General features: G+C 59.4%; 24 protein-coding genes and 1 other RNA gene. 17 read left to right on the top strand and 8 right to left on the bottom strand.

Annotated elements, in window-relative coordinates; translation table 11 throughout:
• Positions 1–154: 154 nt before the first annotated feature.
• The 3 genes from O9X91_RS15595 to O9X91_RS15585 form a co-directional block, all read right to left on the bottom strand.
• Positions 155–1,180 (bottom strand): class I fructose-bisphosphate aldolase, encoded by a 1,026-nt coding sequence (locus O9X91_RS15595; RefSeq protein ID WP_003523197.1) that lies wholly within the window; start codon positions 1,178–1,180, stop codon positions 155–157.
• A 191-nt stretch (positions 1,181–1,371) separates the two neighbouring features.
• Entirely contained in the window at positions 1,372–2,574 is a 1,203-nt protein-coding gene (locus O9X91_RS15590) for a phosphoglycerate kinase (RefSeq protein ID WP_269834076.1), read from the bottom strand.
• 67 nt (positions 2,575–2,641) lie between these two features.
• Entirely contained in the window at positions 2,642–4,507 is a 1,866-nt protein-coding gene (locus O9X91_RS15585) for a potassium/proton antiporter (protein ID WP_269823809.1), read from the bottom strand.
• 474 nt (positions 4,508–4,981) lie between these two features.
• Between O9X91_RS15585 and O9X91_RS15580 the strand changes: the two genes are divergently transcribed.
• On the top strand, positions 4,982–5,158 hold the full coding sequence (locus O9X91_RS15580; RefSeq protein ID WP_244614297.1) for a hypothetical protein: 177 nt from the start codon (positions 4,982–4,984) through the stop codon (positions 5,156–5,158).
• A gap of 198 nt (positions 5,159–5,356) precedes the next feature.
• On the opposite strand, the gene gap is transcribed toward O9X91_RS15580, so the two are convergent.
• The gene (gap, locus tag O9X91_RS15575; protein WP_137411395.1) at positions 5,357–6,367 is read right to left on the bottom strand and encodes a type I glyceraldehyde-3-phosphate dehydrogenase; all 1,011 of its coding nucleotides are present in this window, start codon (positions 6,365–6,367) and stop codon (positions 5,357–5,359) included.
• Positions 6,368–6,429: 62 nt separating this feature from the next.
• The gene (gene tkt / locus O9X91_RS15570) at positions 6,430–8,412 is read right to left on the bottom strand and encodes a transketolase (protein WP_077985291.1); all 1,983 of its coding nucleotides are present in this window, start codon (positions 8,410–8,412) and stop codon (positions 6,430–6,432) included.
• Between the two features lie 324 nt (positions 8,413–8,736).
• Between tkt and O9X91_RS15565 the strand changes: the two genes are divergently transcribed.
• From O9X91_RS15565 to O9X91_RS15535, 7 genes are all read left to right on the top strand, one after another.
• A complete protein-coding gene (locus O9X91_RS15565) occupies positions 8,737–9,009 on the top strand; it encodes a DUF4164 domain-containing protein (RefSeq protein WP_003506205.1) in 273 nt (90 codons plus the stop codon).
• A 10-nt stretch (positions 9,010–9,019) separates the two neighbouring features.
• Positions 9,020–9,397 (top strand): cell division protein ZapA, encoded by a 378-nt coding sequence (locus O9X91_RS15560; RefSeq protein WP_077985290.1) that lies wholly within the window; start codon positions 9,020–9,022, stop codon positions 9,395–9,397.
• Positions 9,398–9,476: 79 nt separating this feature from the next.
• Positions 9,477–9,635, top strand: a non-coding RNA gene (gene ssrS / locus O9X91_RS15555) — 6S RNA.
• 230 nt (positions 9,636–9,865) lie between these two features.
• Positions 9,866–11,128 (top strand): hemolysin family protein, encoded by a 1,263-nt coding sequence (locus O9X91_RS15550; protein WP_162520614.1) that lies wholly within the window; start codon positions 9,866–9,868, stop codon positions 11,126–11,128.
• Entirely contained in the window at positions 11,128–11,745 is a 618-nt protein-coding gene (locus O9X91_RS15545) for a 5-formyltetrahydrofolate cyclo-ligase (RefSeq protein ID WP_269834075.1), read from the top strand. The genes O9X91_RS15550 and O9X91_RS15545 overlap by 1 nt, the downstream gene beginning before the upstream one ends.
• A 73-nt stretch (positions 11,746–11,818) precedes the next feature.
• Positions 11,819–12,643 carry a TIGR00282 family metallophosphoesterase gene (locus tag O9X91_RS15540; protein WP_077985287.1) on the top strand — a complete coding sequence of 275 codons (825 nt, stop codon included), beginning with the start codon at positions 11,819–11,821 and terminating at the stop codon, positions 12,641–12,643.
• A 116-nt stretch (positions 12,644–12,759) separates the two neighbouring features.
• Positions 12,760–13,602 carry an MBL fold metallo-hydrolase gene (locus O9X91_RS15535; RefSeq protein ID WP_269834074.1) on the top strand — a complete coding sequence of 281 codons (843 nt, stop codon included), beginning with the start codon at positions 12,760–12,762 and terminating at the stop codon, positions 13,600–13,602.
• Positions 13,603–13,639: 37 nt separating this feature from the next.
• Here the strand turns inward: O9X91_RS15535 and O9X91_RS15530 are convergent, their stop codons facing one another.
• Positions 13,640–14,143 carry a pyridoxamine 5'-phosphate oxidase family protein gene (locus O9X91_RS15530; RefSeq protein ID WP_077985286.1) on the bottom strand — a complete coding sequence of 168 codons (504 nt, stop codon included), beginning with the start codon at positions 14,141–14,143 and terminating at the stop codon, positions 13,640–13,642.
• 196 nt (positions 14,144–14,339) lie between these two features.
• On the opposite strand from O9X91_RS15530, the gene O9X91_RS15525 reads away from it, so the two are divergent.
• Entirely contained in the window at positions 14,340–15,086 is a 747-nt protein-coding gene (locus O9X91_RS15525; protein WP_003523214.1) for a YebC/PmpR family DNA-binding transcriptional regulator, read from the top strand.
• 52 nt (positions 15,087–15,138) lie between these two features.
• Here O9X91_RS15525 and O9X91_RS15520 read toward each other — a convergent pair whose 3' ends face one another.
• Together O9X91_RS15520 and O9X91_RS15515 are read right to left on the bottom strand one after the other, a co-directional pair.
• Positions 15,139–16,140, bottom strand: a complete 1,002-nt coding sequence (locus tag O9X91_RS15520; RefSeq protein WP_173991081.1) for an LLM class flavin-dependent oxidoreductase — start codon at positions 16,138–16,140, stop codon at positions 15,139–15,141.
• Positions 16,141–16,283: 143 nt separating this feature from the next.
• Positions 16,284–18,593 carry a methyl-accepting chemotaxis protein gene (locus O9X91_RS15515; RefSeq protein ID WP_269834073.1) on the bottom strand — a complete coding sequence of 770 codons (2,310 nt, stop codon included), beginning with the start codon at positions 18,591–18,593 and terminating at the stop codon, positions 16,284–16,286.
• 248 nt (positions 18,594–18,841) lie between these two features.
• On the opposite strand from O9X91_RS15515, the gene ruvC reads away from it, so the two are divergent.
• The 8 genes from ruvC (at position 18,842) to ybgC (ending at position 23,549) form a co-directional block, all read left to right on the top strand.
• Positions 18,842–19,354, top strand: a complete 513-nt coding sequence (ruvC, locus tag O9X91_RS15510; protein WP_077985356.1) for a crossover junction endodeoxyribonuclease RuvC — start codon at positions 18,842–18,844, stop codon at positions 19,352–19,354.
• Between the two features lie 31 nt (positions 19,355–19,385).
• Complete coding sequence (gene ruvA, locus O9X91_RS15505; RefSeq protein ID WP_077985283.1) at positions 19,386–20,003, top strand: Holliday junction branch migration protein RuvA; 618 nt, start codon at positions 19,386–19,388, stop codon at positions 20,001–20,003.
• 126 nt (positions 20,004–20,129) lie between these two features.
• Entirely contained in the window at positions 20,130–21,170 is a 1,041-nt protein-coding gene (gene ruvB, locus O9X91_RS15500; RefSeq protein ID WP_077985282.1) for a Holliday junction branch migration DNA helicase RuvB, read from the top strand.
• Between the two features lie 51 nt (positions 21,171–21,221).
• Positions 21,222–21,440: a hypervirulence associated TUDOR domain-containing protein gene (locus O9X91_RS15495; protein WP_137411402.1), complete on the top strand. Its 219-nt coding sequence runs from the start codon at positions 21,222–21,224 to the stop codon at positions 21,438–21,440.
• A gap of 36 nt (positions 21,441–21,476) precedes the next feature.
• Positions 21,477–22,058 (top strand): DinB family protein, encoded by a 582-nt coding sequence (locus O9X91_RS15490; protein ID WP_077985281.1) that lies wholly within the window; start codon positions 21,477–21,479, stop codon positions 22,056–22,058.
• The gene (locus tag O9X91_RS15485) at positions 22,055–22,579 is read left to right on the top strand and encodes an NUDIX hydrolase (protein WP_077985280.1); all 525 of its coding nucleotides are present in this window, start codon (positions 22,055–22,057) and stop codon (positions 22,577–22,579) included. The genes O9X91_RS15490 and O9X91_RS15485 overlap by 4 nt, the downstream gene beginning before the upstream one ends.
• On the top strand, positions 22,576–23,112 hold the full coding sequence (locus tag O9X91_RS15480; RefSeq protein ID WP_269834072.1) for an NUDIX hydrolase: 537 nt from the start codon (positions 22,576–22,578) through the stop codon (positions 23,110–23,112). Before O9X91_RS15485 ends, O9X91_RS15480 begins: the two co-directional genes overlap by 4 nt.
• Positions 23,109–23,549 carry a tol-pal system-associated acyl-CoA thioesterase gene (ybgC, locus tag O9X91_RS15475; RefSeq protein ID WP_269834071.1) on the top strand — a complete coding sequence of 147 codons (441 nt, stop codon included), beginning with the start codon at positions 23,109–23,111 and terminating at the stop codon, positions 23,547–23,549. Before O9X91_RS15480 ends, ybgC begins: the two co-directional genes overlap by 4 nt.
• The last annotated feature ends 80 nt before the right edge of the window (positions 23,550–23,629 follow it).

Genomic DNA, 23,629 nt, shown 5'->3' with positions numbered 1-23,629 from the left:
GTAGCGATGCACAATCAAAACGGTTGAGAATTATCAGTCAGGTAAAATGAAAGACGATTGGGTCCGTGTGACGGAGTACGGATGATCTTGCTTTATCAAACGCAACAGCCGCCCGTTGGGGCGGCTGTTGTTTATCTGGTGTTCTCTGTCAGCCTCAGGCGGCCTTTTCGAGTTCCTGTTTCCAGTTGCCCTTGGCGGCGAGGCTGTTCATCGCGGCGCGGTGCGTGAAGGCGCGCTGGCCGGCGGCGACGTTTTCCTGCTTGCCGCCCCAGGTCTTGAGGGCCGTATCCTGAAGCGCGCGGCCGTAGGAATAGGTCAGCGACCAGGGCAGGTCGTAGCCGGCATTCATGGCGGAGAGATGCGCCGTCGCCTCTTCGGAGGACTGACCGCCGGAGAGGAAGGCGATGCCCGGAACGGCGGAAGGCACGGTGGCCTTCAGAACCTTCACGGTCTTTTCCGCCACTTCCTCGACGGAAGCCTTGCGGGCCTTCTTGCCGTCGATGATCATGTTCGGCTTGAGGATCATGCCTTCAAGGTTCACGCGGGCGTCGAACAGATCCGCAAACACGGTCTGCAAAACCCATTGCGTAACTTCCGCACAGCGGTCGATGTCATGCGTGCCGGGCTCGCCGTCCATCAGCACTTCCGGCTCGACGATTGGCACGATGTCCGCCTGCTGGCAGAGCGCGGCGTAACGGGCGAGCGACTGCGAGTTTGCCTTGATAGAGCCCCAGCTCGGACGCTGTTCACCGATAGTGATCACGCCGCGCCACTTGGCGAAGCGGGCACCGGCTTCATGATATTTACGCAGGCGCTCGTAAAGACCGTCGAGGCCTTCGGTGATGAATTCATGCGGGTGGAAAGCCATAGGCTTGGCGCCAATATCCACCTTGATGCCCGGCAGGCTGCCGGCCGCCTTGATGATATCCACGAAAGGCGTGCCGTCGGCGGCCTTTTGGAACAGGGTCTCTTCATAGAGGATGACGCCGGAGATGTATTTCTTCATGGCGTCGTCGGAACGGAACAGCATTTCGCGATAATCGCGGCGGGCGGTCTCGGTCGACTCCAGATTGATGCTGTCGAAACGCTTTTTGATCGTTCCCGTGGATTCGTCGGCGGCGAGCAGGCCCTTGCCGTCGGCGACCATTTTGATTGCGATGTCTTCGAGACGTTCGGTCATTTGCTATTCTCCCAAGGCACAATAAATTTCCGATAACAGAAGTTCCAGGGCAGGGAAATGGCACGCTAACTCATTGAAACGATTGAAATCATTTCAATCGTTTGAAACTTTTCCTCCCGCGTGCACTTACCAAAAAACAAGGCCGGACAAGCATGGCTTGTCCGGCCTTGTGTCAGGCAAGTTAGATAAGTTTACTTGGCGGCGGAGAGGATGGCAACGCCCGGCAATTCCTTGCCTTCCATCCATTCGAGGAAGGCGCCGCCGGCCGTGGATACATAGGAGAAATCGTCCGAAACACCGGCATGGTTGAGCGCCGCGACGGTATCACCACCGCCTGCAACGGAGACGAGCTTGCCGGCCTTCGTGCATTCGGCGGCATGTTTTGCCGCAGCCACAGTCGCTGCATCAAAGGGCTCGATTTCAAAGGCGCCGAGCGGGCCGTTCCAGACCAGCGTTTCCGCACGGGAAATCCAGGCCTTGATGCTTTCAACCGATTTCGGGCCGACATCGAGAACCATGGCATCGGCGGGAATGGTGTTGATATCGACGGTTTCATTGGCCGCACCAGCCTTGAATTCGCGAGCCACCACGCCATCTTCCGGCAGCACGATGGCGCAGCCGGATGTCGCCGCCTCGATCATGATCTGCTTTGCGGTCTCGGCCAGATCATGCTCGCAGAGCGATTTGCCAACATTTGTGCCGCGTGCGGCGAGGAAGGTGTTGGCCATGCCGCCGCCGATGACGAGGGCGTCGACTTTCTTGACGAGGTTCATCAAGAGATCGATCTTGCTCGAAACCTTGGCGCCGCCGACGATGGCGACCACCGGACGGACCGGCTGGCCAAGACCCTTTTCCAGCGCCTCTAGCTCGGCCTGCATGGTGCGTCCGGCATAAGCGGGCAGGTGGCGCGCAAGTCCTTCGGTGGAGGCGTGGGCGCGGTGGGCGGCGGAGAAAGCGTCGTTCACATAGACATCGCCGTTGGCCGCCAGCGCCTCGACGAAGGTGGGATCGTTCTTTTCTTCGCCCTTGTGGAAGCGGGTGTTTTCCAGAAGCAGGATATCGCCGTCGTTCAGTTTCGCGACGGCGTCCGCCGCCGGTACGCCGATGCAGTCGGTCGCGAAGGAAACGGCGTGATCCAGCACTTCCTCGACGGCGGGCACGATCTGGGAGAGCGACATATCGGCGACCGGTTCGCCCTTCGGACGGCCGAAATGAGCGAGCAGGATGACTTTCGCACCCTTGGACGACAGCTCCAGAATGGTCGGCGCAACACGTTCGATGCGGGTTGCGTCCGTCACCTTGCCATCCGCGACCGGCACGTTGAGATCAACGCGGACGAGAACGCGCTTTCCGGCAATGTCGTTGAGGTCGTCGAGGGTCTTGAAAGCGGGCATAGGTCGATCCTGATTTGTTGCGAGTTCGGCACGGACCATACTATGCCTGAATGCCGACGCAAGCGGGTCAGGTCTCATTTTCTCTCACTGTATTGGCAGGTGCCGGGGTGCTTTCTTCCAAGCCGGCGGGGCGCGGCTGGCGCTTCTCTGCGAGATAATGGCGCACACGGTTGAGGATTTCCGAAAAGCTGATGAAGATCGGCAGGCTGGTGGCCGGTTCTACCGGTTCGAGGGAGATGCCCACCCCGGTTATCGCCTCGTGTTCGTCCAGTGTGCGAACGATCAGAACGATGGAGCCGAGGCGCACGCGGTCGGCGTAAGCAGCCTTGCCGGCAAGGCGTGCTTCGATCAATTCTGCAACGCTCATCGTCTGTTCGGCGGCCGATAGCAAACCGGGACCATAGGCCGCGTCCAGTTCCTTCGCCGGGCGGGCGGGCGAGATCGCGAAGGTGCCGAAGAACTCGGCGTCGTCATCGGCAACCGGCAGGGCGCTGGCGAACAGCCGATCGATCAGGCGAGAATAGCCCGGTGCGATGAAGAGGTAGACGAGATCGTTCTCCCGCAGCCGCCCGGCATATTGATAGCGGATCGACTTGCCGTCGCGCACCACCAGCGAAGGCATGGCCCAGCGTGGAATGCGCTCGCCCTGCATGATGGCGCTGCCCTTCGCGACCCGGTAGGAGATCAGTTCATGATTGGCCGTGCCGGGAAGATCGACCTCCAGCTTATCCACCTCGCCCATGCGCGGCGGCACGATCAGTCCGAGCCGTGTCGCCACGGGCTTGATGGTCCAGCCTTGCACGAGGAGTGACACCAGCACGATGATGAAGGCGGCGTTGAAATAAATCTGCGCATCGTCCAGCCCGCCGAGAATGGGCATGATGGCGAGCAGGATGGAGACGGCGCCGCGCAGGCCCACCCATGCCACGAAGGAGGTTTCCTGCTGGGTATAATTGAAGGGCATGAGGCTCAGCCAGACGGCAAGCGGGCGGGCGACGAAGATGAGGAAAAGCGCGAGCAGCACGGCCGGAATGGCGATCGCCGGAAATTGCGACGGGGTGGCGAGCAGGCCGAGCATCAGGAACATGATGATCTGTGCAAGCCAGGTCAGCCCCTCATGGAAACGGCGGATGGTTTCCTTGGCGAAAATCCGGCGGTTGCCGGCAACGATGCCAGCCACATAGACCGCCAGAAAACCGCTGCCGCCAATTGTACCGGTGAAAGAGAAGACCAGCAGCGCCAGTGCGAGCACGAAGATTGGAGCCAGTCCGCGGTCGGCGGCGAACCGATTGACGACGGTGGCGATCATGACGCCGCCGAGCAGGCCGAAAATCACGCCAAGCCCCATTTGCTCGATGAAAAGCAGCAGAAAGCCGCTGTCGATGCCGGCCAATCCCTGACCCTTGGCGATGATTTCAACCAGGGCAATGGTGAGGAAGATCGCCATTGGATCGTTGGTGCCGGATTCGACTTCCAGCGTCGAACGAACCTGATCGCGTATGTGGATGCCGCCGATGCGCAGCAGGAAGAATACGGCCGCCGCATCGGTGGAGGCGACGATGGCGCCAAGCAGCAGTCCTTCTAGCCAGGAAAGCCCAAGCAAAAGCGCCGCTGCGCCCGCAAAAAAAACGGATGTGAGGATGACGCCGACTGTGGCGAGAGTGACGGCGGGTGCGGCCGAAAGCCGGAAGGACTGGATGGACGTGCCGAAACCGGAATCGAAGAGGATGACGGCAAGCACCAGCGAGCCAAGCATATAGGCCAACGGATTGTTGGCGAATTGGATGCCGAGGCCGTCCACGCCGGCTGCAAGGCCGATCATCAGGAAAAGCAGGAGGAGAGGCGCGCCGAAGCGGAAGGCGATGAGGCTCGAAAACGCGGCGACGAGAACGAGAACAGTTGCGACCAGCAACAAAAGATAAAATGATTCCACGTCCACCCGCCTTACTCAAACCGCCTTGGCCGCTGCGATGATGGCTCTGCGCGTTTGCAGTCAATGCGCCACGGGTTGCGGTCTGTCAGCGCTGTTTCGGGCGGCGTTGAAAGACGATGCAAGGCGGGGTGTATCGAATGATACGGCAGGGCCGCAGTGCATTGCGCACGACCATTATCCCTATGTTTCTTGTCAGTCCCAAAATGGACCAGACAAAGGCAGGAAATCAGATTTTTTCCGGCGTGCAGGGAAAAATGCAAGGTGTGGAGAGGCGGCGCATACCCCGCAAAAACAATTCACATGCCCGTGTTTCAACGTAACATAGAGACAATGCAGCTGGGTTAGTTCTCGCCTCCGAATTGCTTTTTTCATTACCGGAGCGATCGGATGAAACGGATAACTACCTTTATAATACTACTGGCCGCCGGCCCGATAGTTTCGGGTTGCTCGAGTACGGAGCAGACGGCGGCAAACATGGCCGCGCAACGAGAGCGCTGCCGCGTCTTCGGCTACTACGAAGGCTCGCGGGATTTCGCCGACTGCATGATGAAACTCTCCATGCAGCAAAGCGAATTGAGGCAACAGACTTTCGATACGATCTGGAGCAGCGCCGGGAACTCGGGTCCGGTCGTTATCAACAATAGAAAATGACGAATGCGCGCGCCTCTTGCGGCTGGATGAGGGACGGCTTGCATCGTCAATCGGCCGGTGACGGTTTTCGATCCGAAGCGCTCCGCCTTGCTTCGGGATCGACGCCGGCGGGATCCCTCACTCCCGTCGGCATTTTTCAGGCAAACAAAAACCGGCAGGATTGCTCCTGCCGGTTCTTTTTATGGACGCGACGCCTGATTAGATGGTCTTCGCGAATGCGACAGCCGTGTCCGACATACGGTTGGAGAAGCCCCACTCGTTGTCGTACCAGGACAGGATGCGCACGAAATTGCCTTCCATGACCTTGGTCTGGTCGATTGCGAAGATCGAGGAATGGCTGTCGTGGTTGAAATCGCGGGAAACCAGCGGCTCGTCGGTGTAGCCGAGGATACCCTTCAGCTTGCCATTGGCGGCAGTCTTGATGGCTTCGTTGATTTCTTCAACCGTGGTGGCGCGCTTGGCAATGAACTTGAAGTCGACAACCGAAACATTCGGAGTCGGAACGCGGATCGACGTGCCGTCCAGCTTGCCCTTGAGGTGCGGCAGAACGAGGCCAACGGCCTTGGCGGCGCCGGTCGAAGTCGGGATCATGGACAGGGCTGCGGCGCGGGCGCGGTACAGATCCTTGTGCATCGTGTCCAGCGTCGGCTGGTCGCCGGTGTAGGAGTGGATCGTGGTCATGAAGCCATGATCGATACCGACGACGTCATCGAGAACCTTCACGACCGGCACGAGGCAGTTGGTGGTGCAGGACGCATTGGAAATGACGAGGTGATCCTTGGTCAGCTGGTCGTCGTTGACGCCGAAGACGACTGTCAGGTCCGCGCCGTCAGCCGGAGCCGAAACGATGACGCGCTTTGCGCCGGCCGTCAGGTGAGCGGCGGCCTTGTCGCGGGCGGTGAAGATGCCGGTGCATTCCAGCGCGATATCGACGCCGAGTTCCTTGTGCGGCAGCGTTGCCGGATCGCGAACGGCGGTCACCTTGATCGGCTTGCCGCCACCGACGGTGATCGTGTCGCCTTCGACCTTCACTTCGGCCGGGAACTTGCCGTGGATCGAATCGTAGCGCAGCAGGTGGGCGTTGGTCTCCACCGGGCCGAGGTCGTTGATGGCGACGACTTCGATATCGGTGCGGCCGGATTCGACGATGGCGCGCAGGACGTTACGGCCGATGCGGCCGAAGCCGTTAATGGCAACTTTTACAGTCATTTACAGTCTCCCGAACAAAAATGGGCGTGGTCTTTGCGGAGTGGTAAGGGCTTTTGAAGCCCTCACGCAAGTTTTGCCTCGACTGCGGCGACGACGGCTTCCGCCGTGATGCCGAAGTGCTTGAAGAGATCCTTCGCTGGCGCGGAAGCTCCAAAGGAGTGCATGCCGACGAATGCACCATCGTTGCCGATGAAGTAATCCCAGCCCTGGCGAATGGCGGCTTCCACCGCGATCTTGACCGGAGCCTTGCCGATGATGGCATTGCGATAGGTTTCCGGCTGTTCCTTGAAAAGTTCGAAGCAGGGAACGGAAACGACACGGACGGAAACGCCGTTGTCCTTCAACGTTGCGGCGGCCTTCAGCGCCACTTCGACTTCCGAGCCGGATGCGAAGATTGAAACCTTGGCGTCGCTGGCGGAGACGATTTCGTAAGCGCCGTAAGCCGAGAGGTTCTTCTCTTCATATTCCTTGCGCGAAGGAGCCAGATTCTGGCGGGTAAGCGCCAGCGCCGAGGGACGGTGCTTCTGCTCGAGAGCCAGCTGCCAGCATTCCGCCGTCTCGGTTTCATCCGCCGGGCGGAAGACGAGCAGGTTCGGGATCGCGCGCAGAGCTGCGATCTGCTCGACCGGCTGGTGGGTCGGGCCGTCTTCGCCAACGCCGATGGAATCATGCGTCAGGACGTGGACGACGCGGATGCCCATGAGGGCAGCCAGACGGATCGACGGACGGCAGTAGTCCGAGAAGATCAGGAAGCCGCCGGCATAGGGAATGAGACCGCCATGCAGTGCGATACCGTTCATGGCAGCGGCCATGCCGTGTTCGCGGATGCCGTAATGCAGGTAACGACCGGAGAAATCCGTCGGGGTGATGGACTTCATCTGGCTGGTCTTGGTGTTGTTGGACGGCGTGAGGTCAGCAGAGCCGCCGATCATTTCCGGCAGCACGCCGTTGATGACTTCGAGCGAGTCTTCCGAGGCCTTGCGGGTCGCAACGGTCGGGTTGTTCTCGATGATCTTCTTCTTGAAGGCGTCGATCGAGCTGTCGAAGTTGCCCGTCAGGTCACCGGCGAAGCGGCGCTTGAACTCGGCCTTCTTGGCCGTCTCGGTTGCTTCGAGGCGAGCTTCCCAGTCCTGGCGGGTCTTGGTGGAGCGCAGGCCGGCGAGACGCCATGCGTCGAGCACATCTTCCGGAATGACGAAGGCTTCGGCTTCCCAGTTCAGGCTCTTGCGGGCGGCGGCGATTTCTTCTGCGCCGAGCGGGTTGCCGTGAACCTTGTGGGTGCCCTGCTTGTTGGGCGCGCCGAAACCGATGACGGTCTTGCAGGCGATGAAGGTCGGGCGGTCGGATTTCTGTGCGGCTTCGATGGCGGCGGCAATCGCGTCCGGATCGTGGCCATCGACGCGGATGGTGTTCCAGTGAACGGCCTGGAAGCGGGCGATCTGGTCGGTGCTGTCGGACAGGCCGACTTCGCCGTCGATGGTGATGTTGTTGTCATCCCAGAACAGAACGAGCTTGTTGAGCTTGAGATGGCCGGCAAGAGCGATGGCTTCGTGGCTGATGCCTTCCATGAGGCAGCCGTCGCCGCACAGGACATAGGTGAAGTGGCTCTGCAGGTCGGAGCCGAATTCCTCTTCCAGCTTGCGTTCGGCGATTGCCATGCCGACGGCGTTGGCGATGCCCTGGCCGAGCGGGCCGGTCGTCGTTTCAATGCCGGTCGCATGGCCATATTCGGGGTGGCCGGCGGTCTTGGAGCCGAACTGACGGAAACGTTTGATCTCGTCGATCGTCATGTCCTCGTAGCCCGTCAAATAGAGCAGCGAGTAAAGCAGCATCGAGCCATGCCCTGCCGATAGCACGAAGCGGTCGCGATCCGCCCAGAGCGGAGCCTTGGGATCGAATTTCAGGTAACGGGTGAAGAGAACGGTGGCGACATCGGCGGCGCCCATCGGCAGACCGGGATGGCCTGAATTGGCCTTCTCCACTGCATCCATGGCAAGAAAGCGGATCGCATTTGCCATCCGGTTGTGTTTGTCGCGAGAAATCATGGCTTTTCCGTCTGTTTCCGGGTGAAAGGAGATAGTTTTACGCAACTATCCAAAAAGCGGGTTGATCCATAGCAGGTGAGGCCGGCAAGTCAATAAATCCACGGGCGTTTGCGGTTCGTCCGAAGATAAAAATCGTTTAGAAAATCGGCCGTCACGATAAAATTCATGCGACAGAGGCTAGTGCTTCTTCGTTCATCCACAGAGCAAAACGCCTCAATGCACTGGTTTGATTGACGGGATGGTAAATCGGGTAATAACCTCTTGGATGTTGAAAAGGCCTGAGACCGGACGATTCGGCCGGTGGCGTGCGAGTTGGAAAAAACGATGTCGGCTGAGAAGACCGTACAATCTGCGCTGACGGAGCTGAATGCTGCCATCACAAATCTCGAAAATGCCATCGATATGCGTATCGAGCGGCAAAGGGAGACGGGCGAGATCGACAATGAGGTCAAGCGGGTCCATGTCGACCGCGCCAGGCTCGCACACGAGCTTGATCAGGCCGAGTTTCGCGCCAACCGTCTTGAAGAAGTCAATCGCGAGGTTTCCCGCCGGCTGGTAACGGCCATGGAGACGATCCGCGCGGTGCTGGATCGATAGGAGCGGTTTCATGGCCCAAGTCACTGTTATGATCGACGGCAAGGCCTATCGCATGGCGTGCGAGGCGGGACAGGAAGACCACCTGACCGATCTTGCCACGCGCTTCGATCGTTATGTCGGGCATCTCAAGAGCCAGTTCGGTGAGATCGGCGATCTTCGCCTGACCGTCATGGCGGGCATCATGGTGATGGACGAGTTGTCCGAACTCAATCGCAAGATCGAGAAGCTGGAAGGGGAGGTTACATCCCTTTCTCTAAACCGCGACGGCATGGCTGAGCACCAAGCGAAATCGGACGAAATGGTGGCGCTCGCCATCGGCGATCTGGCCGACCGCCTGAACGGGATTACCGAAAAACTGCTGGCGCGGCCGAAGCCCGCCGCGCATTGATGGCCTGAAGGGTTCTGAGGCGACAAAATTTCGCGCGCTGCCCTCTGGCGGTTTCCTCCAATCCGTCCTATATCTGGGATGCGTTCTGCGCTTCCCGACAGGAACCACAATCCCTGGGGCCATACTCGATCCAAAGGGAGCTGTCCCTGGCCAGTCCCGTGGGGCTGGACACACGGTGCCCACCTACTTTTGTAGGCGCCCAGGATCGTAAATCTCCATCGGTCGCCGTGGATCGCGCTTGAAGTTTCGGATCACCCCCCCGGGCTTCCCTGTACTCTTGATATATTCGACAGTCATTTTTCATAACTGCCGGACGCGGCTTTTTTACATTGCCGTCATTGCAATGGCGGAACAATTCCCTATTATCCGGATTGGTATGTCTGTCATGCCCTTTAAAAAAGGGTGCTGCGGTCAAAACCGCGACGTGCCGTTCAACAGCCCAAAGAGCTAAACTTGTTTACTGAAATTATGATCGTGGTCCTGCTCACCGTATTGAACGGTGTGCTTGCCATGTCCGAGCTTGCCGTTGTCTCCTCCAGACCGGCGAGGCTTAAGGTGCTTGCCGCGCAAGGCAGCAGGGGCGCCACCATGGCGCTCGGCCTTTCCGAAAATCCCGGGCGGTTCCTTTCCACGGTGCAGATCGGCATCACGCTGGTCGGCGTTCTCTCCGGTGCGTTTTCCGGCGCCACGCTTGGCGCCAGGTTCACCGGATGGCTTCTGGAGCAGGGTGTTCCCGATCGTGCCGCCGATGCCATCGGTGTCGGCTCCGTGGTCGTTGCCATTACCTATCTGTCGCTGATCGTCGGCGAGCTGGTGCCAAAGCAGATCGCCCTGCGCGATCCTGAAAAGATCGCCGCCCGTGTCGCGCCCACGATGGTGATGCTTTCACGTGTCGGCGCGCCGCTCGTGTGGCTGCTGGATAAATCCGGCAAGGTGGTTCTGGCAATTCTTGGCCATAGCGGTGAGTCCAACGCTTCGGTGACGGACGATGAAATCCGCACTGTTCTGGCTGAAGCCCATAGTGCCGGCGTGATCGAGACCGAGGAATCGGCAATGATCACCAGCGTCATGCGCCTTGCCGACCGCAATGCGCGCGGCCTGATGACGCCGCGTCGCGATGTGGAAGTGGTCGATATCGAAGACAGCGCGGAGGAAATCCGCGAGCAGCTTCGCCAGACGCAGCGTTCGCGCCTGCCGGTGCGCAACGGCGCCTCGGATGAAATTCTCGGCGTGCTTTTCGCCAAGGACGCTTTCGATGCGCTGGCTTCCGGCAAGGAACTCAATATTCGCGAGCTTCTGCGCGAAGTTCCGGTCGTATCGGATCTGACGAGCGCGGTTGATGTCATCCAGTCCCTGCGTCGCTCCACCGTGCACATGGTGCTGGTCTACGACGAATACGGTCATTTCGAAGGCATCATCAGCTCCGGCGATGTGCTGGAAGCCATCACCGGAGCCTTCCAGGAAGATGATGACGAGGAGCCGGCCATGGTCGAGCGCGAGGATGGTTCGTTCCTCGTCGCTGGCTGGATGCCCGCCGATGAGTTCGCTGATCGTATGGGCTTCCAGATCGACGAAGATGCCGAGTTCGAAACCGTTGCCGGTCTGGTTCTGGACGAATTCCGGCGCCTTCCGGAACTGGGCGAACACGTCACCCGCAATGGCTGGCGTTTCGAGGTCATCGATCTCGATGGCCACCGTATTGACAAGGTTCTCGTGAGCCGGGCCGCCTGATGCCCGGTGACGTTGCCGAAAAAGCAAGGTTGCGCGGCGAAAGGCTCGCCGTGCGCGATGCGCTGACGCTCGCGGAACGGCAGCAGAAAAGCCAGTCCATTGCGGCCCATGGCTCCGCTGGCATCCCCTTCACGCCGGGCGTCGTGATTTCCGGTTTCATGCCGATCCGCTCCGAGGCCGATACCCGGCCGCTGATGGAAGCGTTGCGGACAAGGGGCGGGCGTCTTGTCCTGCCCGTTGTGCTGGATCGTGAAACCATTGTCTTCCGCGCCTTTGAAACGGATACGCCGCTGGTGAAAACCGGCTTCGGCACGACCGGGCCAGGCGAGGATGCGGCGGTTCTCGATCCGGACATTTTGCTCGTGCCTCTTTCTGTCTTCGATTGCAAAGGGCAGCGGGTCGGTTATGGCGCGGGTCATTATGACCGCGCCATCGCGCGGTTGCACGCCAGGGGCCGTCGGCCTGTTCTCATCGGCGTCGCCTTTGATTGTCAGGAAGTGCCGTCCGTCCCGGCGGAGCCGCATGATGTGCCGCTTCACGCCATTCTGACGGAAAGCGGCCTGCACTGGTTTTCCGCTCCGTCATCGATCTCCGATGGTGGGCAAAAGGTGCTTTAGCACTTTTTAAAAGATGGATTACCCGCTAGAGGGGACGGAATTTTTAAAACATGCGCAAGATCGGGGCGGGTGAATGAGGCTTCTTTTTCTCGGAGACATGGTTGGCAAGACCGGACGCACGGCTGTCTGGGAGCGATTGCCTGGGCTGATTTCCGATCTGAAGCTCGATTTCGTCATCGTCAATGGTGAAAACGCCGCCGGCGGTTTCGGCATTACCGAGGATATCTATCTCGAAACCATCAATGCCGGCGCCGATGTCGTGACCACCGGCAACCATGTCTGGGACCAGAAGGAAGCCGTTTCCTTCTGCGAGCGCCACGACCAGTTCCTGCGGCCGGCCAATTATCCGGATGGGACGCCGGGCAAGGGTTCGGGCATTTTTTATGCCCGCAACGGCGCGCGTATCCTCGTCGCCAACATCATGGGCCGGGTGTTCATGCATCCGGAATTGGACGATCCCTTCAAGTCGGCGGAAACCATTCTTGCCGCCTGCCCGCTGAAGGAACAGGCCGACGCCATCATCTTCGATTTCCATGCGGAAGCGACGAGTGAAAAACAGTGTTTCGGCCATTTTGTGGATGGCCGCGCGAGCTTCGTTGTCGGCACGCATACCCATGTCCCGACGGCGGATGCGCAGATATTGAATGGCGGCACGGCCTACATGTCTGATGCCGGCATGTGCGGCGATTACGACAGCTCGCTTGGCATGGAGAAGGAAGAGCCGATCAACCGCTTCATTTCCAAAATGCCGAAGGGCCGTTTCGAGGCTGCGAGCGGGCCGGCGACGATCTGCGGCGTTGGCGTTGAAATTTCCGACCGTACCGGGCTTGCCGAAAAGATCGCGCCGCTGCGCATCGGCCCGCGGCTTTCGGAAACGCTGCCTTCCTTCTGGGCTTAAACTTCTGCGGTAAGCGTTCACAATGACGAGAGTCTGAGCCTTTCGCCGTTCTTGTAACTGGACGCCCCGCAAAACCTGCCTCATCCTCCCAACCTTCGCAAGTTCAGGGGAGTGGCATGATGCTGCGCGTGCTAATGCTTGCAATGACAGGGCTGATCGCCTGTGCTGGAGCCGCCTTTTCGCAATCGGCAAGCAGGCCTCCAGTCAGCCAGTGCCAGGCGATCGCCAGTAACATTCCGGGGGTCATGTTCGCGAGCTTCAATCCGTCGGGTGTTCAGCTGGCGCAGGCGACGGCAAAGGAAGAGGTGAAGATCAGCTTCATCGGCCATTCCACCTATCTCATCGAAAGCCCCGGCGGTGTGACCATCGCCACCGACTATAACGGCGTCTATCGTCCGCCCGTCACGCCGACTGTCGTGACGATGAACCGGGCGCATTCGACGCATTTCACGCTCAATCCGGACCCGGCCATTCAATATGTGCTGCATGGCTGGAGTGATACGCCGGGAGAAAAAGCCGAGCACAGGGTTCTGGTGGGCGATGTCTATATCCGCAATGTCGCAACCGACATCCGCAACCGCTGGGGAGATTACGAGTCCTTCCAGGAGAACGGCAATTCCATTTTCATCTTCGAGGTTGCCGGGCTGTGCATCGGCCACCTCGGGCATCTGCATCATGAGTTGACGGATACGCATTATGCCGAGATCGGCCGTCTGGATGTTCTGATGGTGCCGGTGGATGGCGGCCTGACCATGGGGGCGGACAGCATGAGCCGGGTGGTCAAGCGCCTGCGCTCCGCCTTGATCTTGCCGATGCACCGCACCGGCCCGCCGCTGGAGCAGTTTCTGACGATGTTCGGGGAGAATTTCCAGATTGCCTACGCCACGGATCCGGTGATCCGGGTTTCGATGAGAAACCTTCCCCGCCAGCCGCAGATACTGGTGCCAAAAGGCATGTAGCATGGCGGCGGGCGAGGAAGGCCGGGGGAGCCGTTTCTCAGGCAAAGGTGAGATGCTGGCGGACGCCGACATCAGGCGTCTTGTCATCCGACATATTGGCCTTGGCGATTTCCCAGCCGAATTTCAGCGTGCTGTCGGTCGACGCCCAGATGTCGGCATCATCGACGTGAAGCGCCAGCATCGTCAGTTGGGGATCAGTCTTTCCATGCTCGTACCAGGCGGCGGTAACGGAATTCCAGTATTCGTCGATCTTCGCCTTGTCGTCTCGCGCCTCCAGAATACCGGAGAGGCAGGCGTGGTAATCATGATCCTTGCCGACGACGCAGAAATGCGCGCGCGAGCCTGACTTCAGGGATTTTACGAGATCGGTATCCTTCTTGGAAAAAAACCAGATGGTGTTGGTCTTAGGGTCAGCATGAGGCGCCATGGGCTGCATGTGGTTGTGCAGTCCTTCGAGACCGAGCATGCCGGCATGGACGGAATTGATCTCGTCCCAGAGCTGGCGGGCCGGGGCTTCTCGTGCTTCAGTCAGGCTGACCATATGTTTTCTCCTTCCGGTCTGTTGCTGCGATGGAGAGAAATCATGTGCCCTTCCGTCGCGTTCATGATCAGAACGAAGAGCGGATAAATCAGTTCCTTCTGATGTTGCGGCAAGAGAAAGCGCTTGCGGGGTTGAATGGCGCGGCTATCGCACTTATAAGGCCCGCAATCTCCAAATTACGACAATCAGGTTTTCCATGGCTGGTCATTCACAGTTCAAGAACATCATGCACCGCAAGGGCAAGCAGGACTCCGTACGGTCCAAAATGTTTTCCAAGCTTGCGCGCGAAATCACCGTTGCGGCAAAGACGGGCATGCCCGACCCGAACATGAACCCGCGCCTGCGTCTGGCGATCCAGAACGCCAAGGCCCAGTCCATGCCGAAGGACAATATCGAGCGTGCGATCAAGAAGGCGTCCGGTGCGGACGGCGAAAACTATGATGAAGTCCGCTACGAGGGTTACGGCCCGGGTGGCGTTGCCGTCATCGTCGAAGCCCTGACCGACAACCGCAACCGCACCGCCTCCAACGTTCGCTCCATCTTCACCAAGGCCGGCGGTGCGCTTGGCGAAACCGGTTCGGTCTCCTTCTCCTTCGACCGCGTCGGCGAAATTTCCTACAAGGCTGAAGTCGGCGATGCCGACAAGGTCATGGAAGCCGCCATCGAGGCCGGTGCCGACGATGTCGAATCTTCCGAAGACGGCCACACCATCATCTGCGGTTTCGAAGCGATGAACGAGGTTTCCAAGGCACTGGAAGGCGTGCTGGGCGAAGCCGAAAGCGTCAAGGCCATCTGGAAGCCGCAAAACACGGTGCCGGTGGATGAAGAAAAGGCGCAGTCGCTAATGAAGCTCATCGACAATCTCGAAGACGATGACGACGTGCAGAACGTCTATTCCAACTTCGAAGTGTCCGAAGAAATTCTCGCCAAGCTTTCGGCCTGACGTCTCATGTTTCAAAAAAGCCCCGATAGCGATCCGCTCCGGGGCTTTTTGTTTAGGCGGCCTTTTTTATGGAGGTTCGGACCTCTGCGAAAATCTCGAGCGACCGCAGCCGCTTTTCGATGTCATGGATCGGCATCGAGACAATCAGCTCATCCGCCTGCGTTTCCGCCAGGAAACCGTCGAGATGGCGCTGGATCGTCTCAGGCGAGCCCACGGCTGCGAAACGCAGCGTGTGTTCGACAGAGAAACGCTCCATCTCGTTCCAGTAATCGTCCATGCTGTGCACCGGCTTCGGAAACTGCGTGCGCACGTTGCGGCGCAGGTTGACGAATTGCTGCTGCGACGAAGTGAAGAGGTGTTGCGCCTCCTCGTCCGTATCGGCGCCGACCCCCATCACCCCCACCATCACATAGGGCTTGTCCAGTACTTCGGAAGGCTGGAAGCGCTCACGATAGATATGGATTGCTTCCATCAGCATATCGGGGGCGAAATGCGAGGCGAAGGAATAGGGCAGGCCTAGGGCTGCGGCGAGATGTGCGCTGTAGGTGCTGGAGCCGAGCAGCCAGAGGGGTACGTTGGAATTCATGCCCGGCACGGCAAGGATCGCCTGATCCGGCTGCGGCGGGCCGAGGTAACGCTGGAGTTCAACGATATCGTGCGGGAAGTTTTCCGCGCCGGCATCCAGGTTGCGGCGAAGCGCCCGTGCCGTGCGCATGTCAGTTCCGGGCGCGCGGCCGAGACCGAGATCGACACGGCCGGGAAGCAGCGCCGCAAGCGTACCGAACTGCTCAGCGATGACGAGCGGGGAGTGGTTGGGCAACATGATGCCGCCAGAGCCGACGCGGATATGTTTCGTGGCCGCGCCCACATGGGCGATGACGAGCGATGTTGCCGCGCTGGCAATGCCCGGCATGCCGTGGTGCTCCGCCAGCCAGATGCGGTTATAGCCGTGCTCTTCAGCCTTGATCGCCATGCGGCGAGAGTTTTCGAGCGCCTCGCTGACGCTCTCGCCCTCGCCGATGGGCGAAAGGTCGAGAATGGAAAAGGGGATCATCCGACGCTCCTGCGAAATTGAAATCTTTGCTGCGGATGTAAGGCGCGTGTCCCGATTTACCAGAGAAGTCGCGCAGAATTGAAGGATGGTTCAAAAAAATTGGGGCCTCCGAAGAGGCCCCGGTCTTTTGCCTATCGACCGTCTCAGCCCGCCCGCCGGAATTGCCGGTTCGCGCGATGTCCAGCGGCCGCATTCTCCGGAGCCATTACGAACTGTCCGAGCCTGCCGTCCATTTCGCCCGCTTCGGAGGCGAGATTGTGAATGGCGGCCGTCGTTTCTTCCACCATGGCGGCATTCTGTTGGGTCATGGTGTCGAGGCTTGTGACGGTGCTGTTGATTTCCGAGAGCGTATGCGCCTCCTCGCGGGTGGATTCCATGATCTCCTCAATGCGCGCGCTGATGGTCTGGACATGCTTGCCGATGCCGGAGAGCGACGTGCCTGCTTTTTCCACCAGCGCCACGCCGGCGGAAACCTCGTCGGTGGAGCGTTTCAGCAGACTGGTGATTTCTTTTGCGGCCGCCGCGGATCGCTGCGCCAGTTCGCGCACTTCCTGCGCCACGACCGCAAAGCCCTTGCCGGCTTCGCCTGCGCGGGCTGCTTCCACGCCTGCATTGAGGGCGAGAAGATTGGTCTGGAAGGCAATTTCGTCGATAACGCCGATGATCTGGTTGATCTGGCGCGACGAGGTCTGGATCGCTTCCATGGCGGCGATTGTCTGCTCCATCACGCGGCTGGATGCCGTGGCCTCTGCACTGGCGTCGCGGGCGATCCGCGTTGCCTGTTCGGCGCGCTCGATCTGGTCGCGGACGGCTTCGGTGATCGCCTTGATAGCGCTTGCCGTTTCGGTGATGGAAGCTGCCTGCCGCTCGGTGCGTTCGGCGAGCTGGTCAGCGCCCACCCGCATTTCCTCGGAGCCGCCACGAACGGCGGCGGAATTGCCGCCGATGGCCTGCATGGTTTCGCTGAGCCGGGAAAGCGCCGTGTTGAAGTTATGGCGCAGGCTTTCCAGATCTTCGGGGAAGATGGTTTCGATACGATAGGCGAGGTTGCCGTTCGCCAGCCGGTCGAGCCCCTCATCCAGCGATTGCACGACCATCTGCAGGGTGCCTGCCTCGGCCTCACGCTCGGCAAGATGCGCGCGCCGCGCCGTTTCGGCTTCCTCCCGCGTGCGCGAAGCAGTCTCTTCCATTTCCCGTTGAAGGATGAGTTTTTCACGGAAACTTCCGAGCGCTCGTGCCATACGGCCAATCTCGTCCTTCCGGTCCTGATTGCCGATTTCGGCATCGAGACGGCCCGCTGCCACTTCGCCGGTCAATCCTGCAAGTTTTTCCAGCGGTGCGAACAGACGCCGCGCGAAGAAGGCCGTCGCCGCGCACATCGCGGCCAGAACGCAAAGGCCGATCATGGCAAGCGTGCCGGCAATTGAAACCGAGCCCGCATTCAATTCACTGCGCAGCATGCTTTCCACCGCCAGATATTTTTCACCGGCGAAAGAGAAAGGGCGGGCATAGGCATTGGCCTCGCCATCCGCACGGTCGATCTTGGCAATCGTCATGCCTGTCGCATTCAACGCCTGCCCATGGAAGCCATAGATTGCCGGATCGAGGCCAACCAGCCTGTTGCCCTCCACGCCGATAACCTTGCCATCGGCGGACACGATTGCGGATTGTTCGGAACTGCCGGCCGTCACACCCTTCGTGAGGATCTGGCTGAAGACCTCTTCCTTGACCCGGAAGAGAACGACGCCCTTGAACGCCCCGAATTTGACGACCGGAACGCCGAAATAAACGCCGGCCTCTTTCGTGGCCGCATCGATGCGCAGGCCGGAGAAGCTGGTCTGTGCCATGTCGTTCACGGCCTTTTCGGCATTCGCAGCGCCGCGTGCGAAGGCCGCGCCGAGGCCGCTTTCCGCCCAGGCGCCGCCTGCGACGGTTTCCCCGAAGGCCGGTCCTTTCAGGTAGGAATAATAGACTGTGCCGGCCGGATCGATGAAGAGGACGTCGCTGAACGGCGTTTCCTGCAAATAACCGCCAATATCCGTCTGGGTCTTCTCGTGGGTCGAATAATAAAAGCCGCTCGGGCTTTCCGGCTTGATCAGCTTTTCCTTTTCGTTGAAGGGGTTTTCCCTGACGAAGACGCGCTGCAGTTCCGCCTTCGCGTCGCCGGAGTTCTTCTGCACGGTTGCCCAGCCGCTGCGCATGGAAACAACGGCCATCTGCAGCGATTCGATCTTGGCGATGGAATCCGCCTGTGTTTTCAGCTGCTCAAGACGCTCCTGGAGCATGTCGCCACGAAAGACGAGAATGCTCTCCATGGATTTCGACGCCTGTTCTTCGAGAACGCCGCTGCTGCTCTGATAGCCGAGAAGTGTCAGAGCCCCGGTCGAGATCGCCATAAGCGCCAGGAAAATCGCCAGCACTTTGGTGGATATGGAATGAAAACGGTTCAACATGGCCGATGCAGCCCTCAATGCCGGATCAGTTCCCGCGCCATGCATGCATGGCGCCATCGGACGGCTGATATGGCGAACATATTGCGCTGCGGATCGTCATGTCCGCAGCTCCCCTTTTTTGATTTTGTGGGGGAACAATGCGACACGCGGTTTAAGCAGAGGTAAATGCTGCACTGCAAATTTGACGAATGTTGTCGTTTTGTTCACTTATGGCTGGCAGGGTCGCAGCCGGAAAGATAAGGTGCCTCATGCAACAGACGATTCGAATCATCGGTATTGACCCCGGATTAAGGCGTACCGGCTGGGGGGTGATCGACACCCTCGGAAACAGCCTGCGGTTTGTCGCCTCCGGCACGGTGACGTCGGACGGTGATTTGGATTTGGCCTCCCGGCTCTGCCAGTTGCATGACGGGCTAGCGGATATCGTGCACAGCCATCGGCCCGACGAGGCGGCGGTGGAGCAGACTTTCGTGAACAAGGATGCGGTTGCGACCTTGAAACTCGGTCAGGCGCGCGGCATCGCCATGCTGGTTCCGGCACGCGCAGGACTGCCGGTCTTCGAATATGCGCCGAACGCGGTCAAGAAGGCCGTGATCGGCGTCGGGCACGGCGAAAAGCAGCAAATTCACATGATGCTGAAAATCCTGATGCCGAAGGCCGAATTCAAGGGTAACGATGCGGCGGACGCGCTCGCCATCGCCATCTGCCACGCCCATAATCGCGGCGGTGACAGGATGCGGCGACTGCTGGCGGCCGGTTAATATTTAAAGTCTCATTGCAGCGGGCGGCATCATGATCGGAAAACTGAAAGGCAGCATCGAGGAAATCGGCGCGGACTATGTGCTGGTGGATGTGCACGGCGTCTGTTACGTGGCCTATTGTTCGGCGCGCACGCTGGCGAAAATCGGCTCCGTCGGCGAGGCGGTGGTGCTGTTTATCGAAACCTATGTGCGTGAGGACCAGCTGAAGCTTTTCGGCTTTCTTTCGGCGCTGGAGCGGGAATGGTTCAACCTGCTGCAGAGCGTGCAGGGGGTGGGCTCGAAAGTGGCCTTGGCCGTGCTTTCCACGCTGTCGCCCTCCGAATTGGCCAATGCCATTGCGCTACAGGACAAAACGATGATCTCACGCGCACCGGGCGTCGGGCCGAAGGTGGCGGTGCGTCTTGTGACCGAGCTTCGCAACAAGGCGCCTGCCTTCGCAGGAGAGGCTTCCGCCTCGATCGGACTGAAGCAGGAGCTTGGCGAAGGCGTCGCATCCGCGCCGGTTGCGGATGCCGTTTCCGCGCTTACCAATCTCGGCTATTCGCGCGACCAGGCCGCCAATGCGGTTGCCGCCGCGCTGAAGAACGGCGGCGAGGGCGGCGACAGCGCCAAGCTAATCCGGCTCGGGCTGAAAGAGCTTTCGCGGTAAGGACGCCCGTCAAGCGGATATGGAGCCCGGTCTATCCTGAATTTCGTGAAGCGCTTTGAAGCGATAGTCGTGATATAGGGGCGACGACCACCTGATGAATTCGGTTAGAACAATGGAATGCCCTGAATGAGCGATGCGGAGAGACTGATCACCCCCGAAAAGCGCGGTGAGGACATCGACACCACCCTGCGTCCGCAATCGTTGGACGATTTTACCGGCCAGGCGGAGGCCCGCGCCAATCTCAAGGTATTTATCGAGGCGGCCAAGAACCGTGGCGAAGCGCTGGATCATGTGCTGTTCGTCGGCCCGCCCGGTCTCGGCAAGACCACCCTGGCGCAGATCATGGCCAAGGAACTTGGCGTCAACTTCAAATCCACCTCCGGGCCTGTCATCGCCAAAGCGGGTGATCTCGCCGCACTTCTCACCAATCTGGAAGAGCGCGATGTGCTCTTCATCGATGAAATCCACCGCCTCAATCCGGCGGTGGAAGAAATTCTCTATCCGGCAATGGAGGATTTCCAGCTCGACCTCATCATCGGTGAAGGACCGGCGGCGCGCTCGGTGAAGATAGATCTTTCCAAATTCACCCTTGTGGCCGCGACGACCCGTCTGGGGCTTTTGACGACGCCGCTGCGCGACCGTTTCGGAATTCCCGTCCGGTTGGCTTTCTATACCGTCGATGAGCTGGAACTGATCGTCCGGCGCGGCGCGCGGCTGATGGGATTGAACATGACCGACGAAGGCGCGCGCGAGGTCGCAAGGCGCGCCCGCGGCACGCCGCGTATCGCCGGGCGGCTATTGCGCCGCGTGCGCGATTTCGCCGAGGTGGCGCGGGCGGAAGCCGTTACCCGCGAGATCGCCGATGAGGCTTTGACGCGGCTTCTGGTCGACAATATGGGCCTCGACCAGCTGGACATGCGTTATCTGACCATGATCGCCGTCAACTTCGGCGGCGGTCCTGTCGGCATCGAGACCATCGCCGCGGGCCTTTCGGAACCGCGCGACGCCATCGAGGACATTATCGAGCCCTATATGATCCAGCAGGGTTTCATCCAGCGCACGCCGCGCGGGCGTATCCTGACCGCGACAGCCTGGAAACATTTGGGCATGCAACCGCCGAAGGATCTCGAGGCGGCGCAGTTCCGGCTGACGCTGGAAGATGATTGAGGGAACAAAGCAGACTTGTCGGCCTTGATCGTCTTTTAAACGGAGATGATCATGTCGGCATATCGCAAGGGTACGAAGGTTCGCTGGAAATGGGGTAATGGAACCGGCGAAGGAAAAATCGTCGAGATCTTCACGGAAGATGTGGAGAAGACGATTTCCGGTTCCAAGATAAAGCGCAAGGCAAGCAAGGACGAACCCGCTTATTTCATCGAACAGAACGATGGTGCGAAGGTTCTCAAGAGCAAATCCGAGCTTGAACACGCCGATTGAAAGGCGCCGCATCAGGCGTTACAGGAAAGGACGCCCATGCCGTACGATCCGTTGCGGGTCTTCCGCAAACTCGCTCGCAACAACCGCCTGGCCAATTTCAGGCTGCATCACGCGTGTTTCCAGCTTCCGCAGGATGATTTCGTCGCGCACCGTGTCAGTTTCTTCCCGACGCTCAGGGCAACGCTCAATCATATCTACATTGTCGACCGGTTTTATATCGACGCCCTCAAGGGCGGCACGCTTGGCTATGCCGCTTTTGTCGATGAGGAACCGTTTGCCACCATCGCGGCGCTGCACGAGGCTCAGGTGGCGCTCGATGAGGTGTTGATCGCCTTTGTCGATGGCCTCGATGAAGACGGTCTTGCTGCGATTGTTGATATCCATCGTGGCACGCGTATTCAGCAGGATCGGTGCGACGATGTCCTGTCACATCTCTTCCAGCATCAGACTCACCACCGCGGGCAAGCGCATGCGATGTTGTCGGGAACAACCATCAAGCCGCCGCAACTGGATGAATTCATTGTGGGAGATGATGCAAAAGCGAGAAAAGACGACATGGATGCGTTAGGGTGGACGGAAACCGATTTGATGTTTCCAGTCCGCAGGCCAGTACCATGACGCACGATACCAAGCAGGACACTCGCATCCGCATGAAATTCAAGCCGAAGCGCATCTTCCAGATGCGTGTTGCGGGATTGGCGTTTCGCGACGGCCATGTGCTCGTGCACCGGGCAACGCATGAAAAATTCTGGACCTTTCCGGGTGGCCGCGCCGAAATGGGCGAGCGTTCCGACGAAACGCTGGCGCGTGAAATGGTCGAGGAACTTGGTGCCGAGGCCAAGGTCGGGCGGCTCCTCTGGGCAGTGGAGAATTTTTTCCACTACGAGGGCAAGGACTGGCACGAACTCGGGTTTTATTACCTGATGGATTTGCCGGACACACTCGCATTCCATCCCTCTGACATCATTCACCGCGTTCAGGACGGCGATAACGAACTCGAGTTCCGCTGGGTCGCGGCAACCCGGCAGGCATTGACGGCGCTCGATATTCCGCCCTATTTCATCGCCGACGAAATAGAGAACCTGCCGAAGGCCACACGACACCTCGTCTGGCATGACGGCGATCTGGACGATAAATGACCTCTGCGCCTGAACGCCACATGATCCGGCTGGAGCGGAAACCGCAGCTTTTCAGCATGCGGGTTGCGGCGCTTATTTTCCAGAATGATCATGTTCTCGTTCAGCGCGGTGTTGGCGACAGCTATTGGGCCCTGCCGGGTGGTCGGGCGGAAATCGGCGAAAGCTCTGAGGAAACCATTATCCGCGAAATCGGTGAGGAACTTGACCGGGATTGTTCGGTCGAACGCCTTCTCTGGTCGGCCGAGAATTTCTTCACCTTTGGCGAGTACGCAGCCCACGAGCTGGGATTTTATTATCTGATTTCACTTCACCAGCCTTTGCCGTTCCATGAAAGCGATATCGTGCATCGGGTGCTGGATGGAGTCGAAGTGGAATTCCGCTGGCTGGCCGCCCAGCGTGCTGCCCTACTGCAAAATGATCTCCGACCCCGGTTTATCGCGGAACGTATCGAGGCGCTGCCTCCGTTGCACGCGCATCTTATCGTTCGGGAAGGTCGGGCCCGTGTAGCTAAAATTCTCAAGGAGACACTATGAGCGAGCTTGTGGTTTCGCTTTCGGGCGAACTCATCGACCATGGCCACCGCCTGACACAACGCGTCTATTATGAGGATACGGATTTTTCCGGTCTCGTTTACCACGCCCGTTATCTGCATTTTCTCGAGCGCGGCCGCACCGATTACCTGCGGTGCCTGGGCTGCGAACAAAGCGCGCTTCTGACCGCCGATGAGGAGGGTCTGGTCTTCGTTGTTCACCGCATGGAAATCGATTTCAAGAGCCCGGCGCGGATGGATGACGTGTTGACCGTCACCACCATCACCGAAAAGGCGGGCGGCGCGAAAATGGTGCTCAATCAGGAAATCCGACGCGGCGAAACGCTGCTTGTCGCCGCCAAGGTCATCATCGCCGTCATCAATGCCAATGGTCGGCCGAGGCGCCTTCCGGAGACGGTAGCGGAAAAATTCCTGAAGTAATCGGCGGCCCGGTCCAGTAAACTCGTCCTGCGTGGCCGGGCTGTAACACTCCTTTAACCATAATGGTGTCTTACTTTAGC

This window comes from Agrobacterium salinitolerans (assembly GCF_027498475.1).
Lineage (GTDB): Bacteria > Pseudomonadota > Alphaproteobacteria > Rhizobiales > Rhizobiaceae > Agrobacterium > Agrobacterium salinitolerans.
The sequence above is the reverse complement of the archived record's forward strand: the minus strand, read 5'-3'. Positions and strand labels throughout refer to the sequence as shown.

What these genes read in the sequence shown, in the direction of transcription:
- O9X91_RS15580 (WP_244614297.1), top strand. Translation starts at nt 4,982, where the DNA reads ATGGCCGCGCAACGAGAGCGCTGCCGCGTCTTCGGCTACTACGAAGGC.
- O9X91_RS15545 (WP_269834075.1), top strand. Translation starts at nt 11,128, where the DNA reads ATGCCCGGTGACGTTGCCGAAAAAGCAAGGTTGCGCGGCGAAAGGCTC.
- O9X91_RS15480 (WP_269834072.1), top strand. Translation starts at nt 22,576, where the DNA reads ATGACCTCTGCGCCTGAACGCCACATGATCCGGCTGGAGCGGAAACCG.
- O9X91_RS15590 (WP_269834076.1), bottom strand. Translation starts at nt 2,574, where the DNA reads ATGCCCGCTTTCAAGACCCTCGACGACCTCAACGACATTGCCGGAAAG.
- ruvA (WP_077985283.1), top strand. Translation starts at nt 19,386, where the DNA reads ATGATCGGAAAACTGAAAGGCAGCATCGAGGAAATCGGCGCGGACTAT.
- ruvC (WP_077985356.1), top strand. Translation starts at nt 18,842, where the DNA reads ATGCAACAGACGATTCGAATCATCGGTATTGACCCCGGATTAAGGCGT.
- ybgC (WP_269834071.1), top strand. Translation starts at nt 23,109, where the DNA reads ATGAGCGAGCTTGTGGTTTCGCTTTCGGGCGAACTCATCGACCATGGC.
- O9X91_RS15520 (WP_173991081.1), bottom strand. Translation starts at nt 16,140, where the DNA reads ATGATCCCCTTTTCCATTCTCGACCTTTCGCCCATCGGCGAGGGCGAG.
- O9X91_RS15525 (WP_003523214.1), top strand. Translation starts at nt 14,340, where the DNA reads ATGGCTGGTCATTCACAGTTCAAGAACATCATGCACCGCAAGGGCAAG.
- O9X91_RS15565 (WP_003506205.1), top strand. Translation starts at nt 8,737, where the DNA reads ATGTCGGCTGAGAAGACCGTACAATCTGCGCTGACGGAGCTGAATGCT.
- O9X91_RS15560 (WP_077985290.1), top strand. Translation starts at nt 9,020, where the DNA reads ATGGCCCAAGTCACTGTTATGATCGACGGCAAGGCCTATCGCATGGCG.
- O9X91_RS15535 (WP_269834074.1), top strand. Translation starts at nt 12,760, where the DNA reads ATGATGCTGCGCGTGCTAATGCTTGCAATGACAGGGCTGATCGCCTGT.
- ruvB (WP_077985282.1), top strand. Translation starts at nt 20,130, where the DNA reads ATGAGCGATGCGGAGAGACTGATCACCCCCGAAAAGCGCGGTGAGGAC.
- O9X91_RS15485 (WP_077985280.1), top strand. Translation starts at nt 22,055, where the DNA reads ATGACGCACGATACCAAGCAGGACACTCGCATCCGCATGAAATTCAAG.
- O9X91_RS15550 (WP_162520614.1), top strand. Translation starts at nt 9,866, where the DNA reads ATGATCGTGGTCCTGCTCACCGTATTGAACGGTGTGCTTGCCATGTCC.
- gap (WP_137411395.1), bottom strand. Translation starts at nt 6,367, where the DNA reads ATGACTGTAAAAGTTGCCATTAACGGCTTCGGCCGCATCGGCCGTAAC.
- O9X91_RS15530 (WP_077985286.1), bottom strand. Translation starts at nt 14,143, where the DNA reads ATGGTCAGCCTGACTGAAGCACGAGAAGCCCCGGCCCGCCAGCTCTGG.
- tkt (WP_077985291.1), bottom strand. Translation starts at nt 8,412, where the DNA reads ATGATTTCTCGCGACAAACACAACCGGATGGCAAATGCGATCCGCTTT.
- O9X91_RS15540 (WP_077985287.1), top strand. Translation starts at nt 11,819, where the DNA reads ATGAGGCTTCTTTTTCTCGGAGACATGGTTGGCAAGACCGGACGCACG.
- O9X91_RS15595 (WP_003523197.1), bottom strand. Translation starts at nt 1,180, where the DNA reads ATGACCGAACGTCTCGAAGACATCGCAATCAAAATGGTCGCCGACGGC.
- O9X91_RS15490 (WP_077985281.1), top strand. Translation starts at nt 21,477, where the DNA reads ATGCCGTACGATCCGTTGCGGGTCTTCCGCAAACTCGCTCGCAACAAC.
- O9X91_RS15515 (WP_269834073.1), bottom strand. Translation starts at nt 18,593, where the DNA reads ATGTTGAACCGTTTTCATTCCATATCCACCAAAGTGCTGGCGATTTTC.
- O9X91_RS15495 (WP_137411402.1), top strand. Translation starts at nt 21,222, where the DNA reads ATGTCGGCATATCGCAAGGGTACGAAGGTTCGCTGGAAATGGGGTAAT.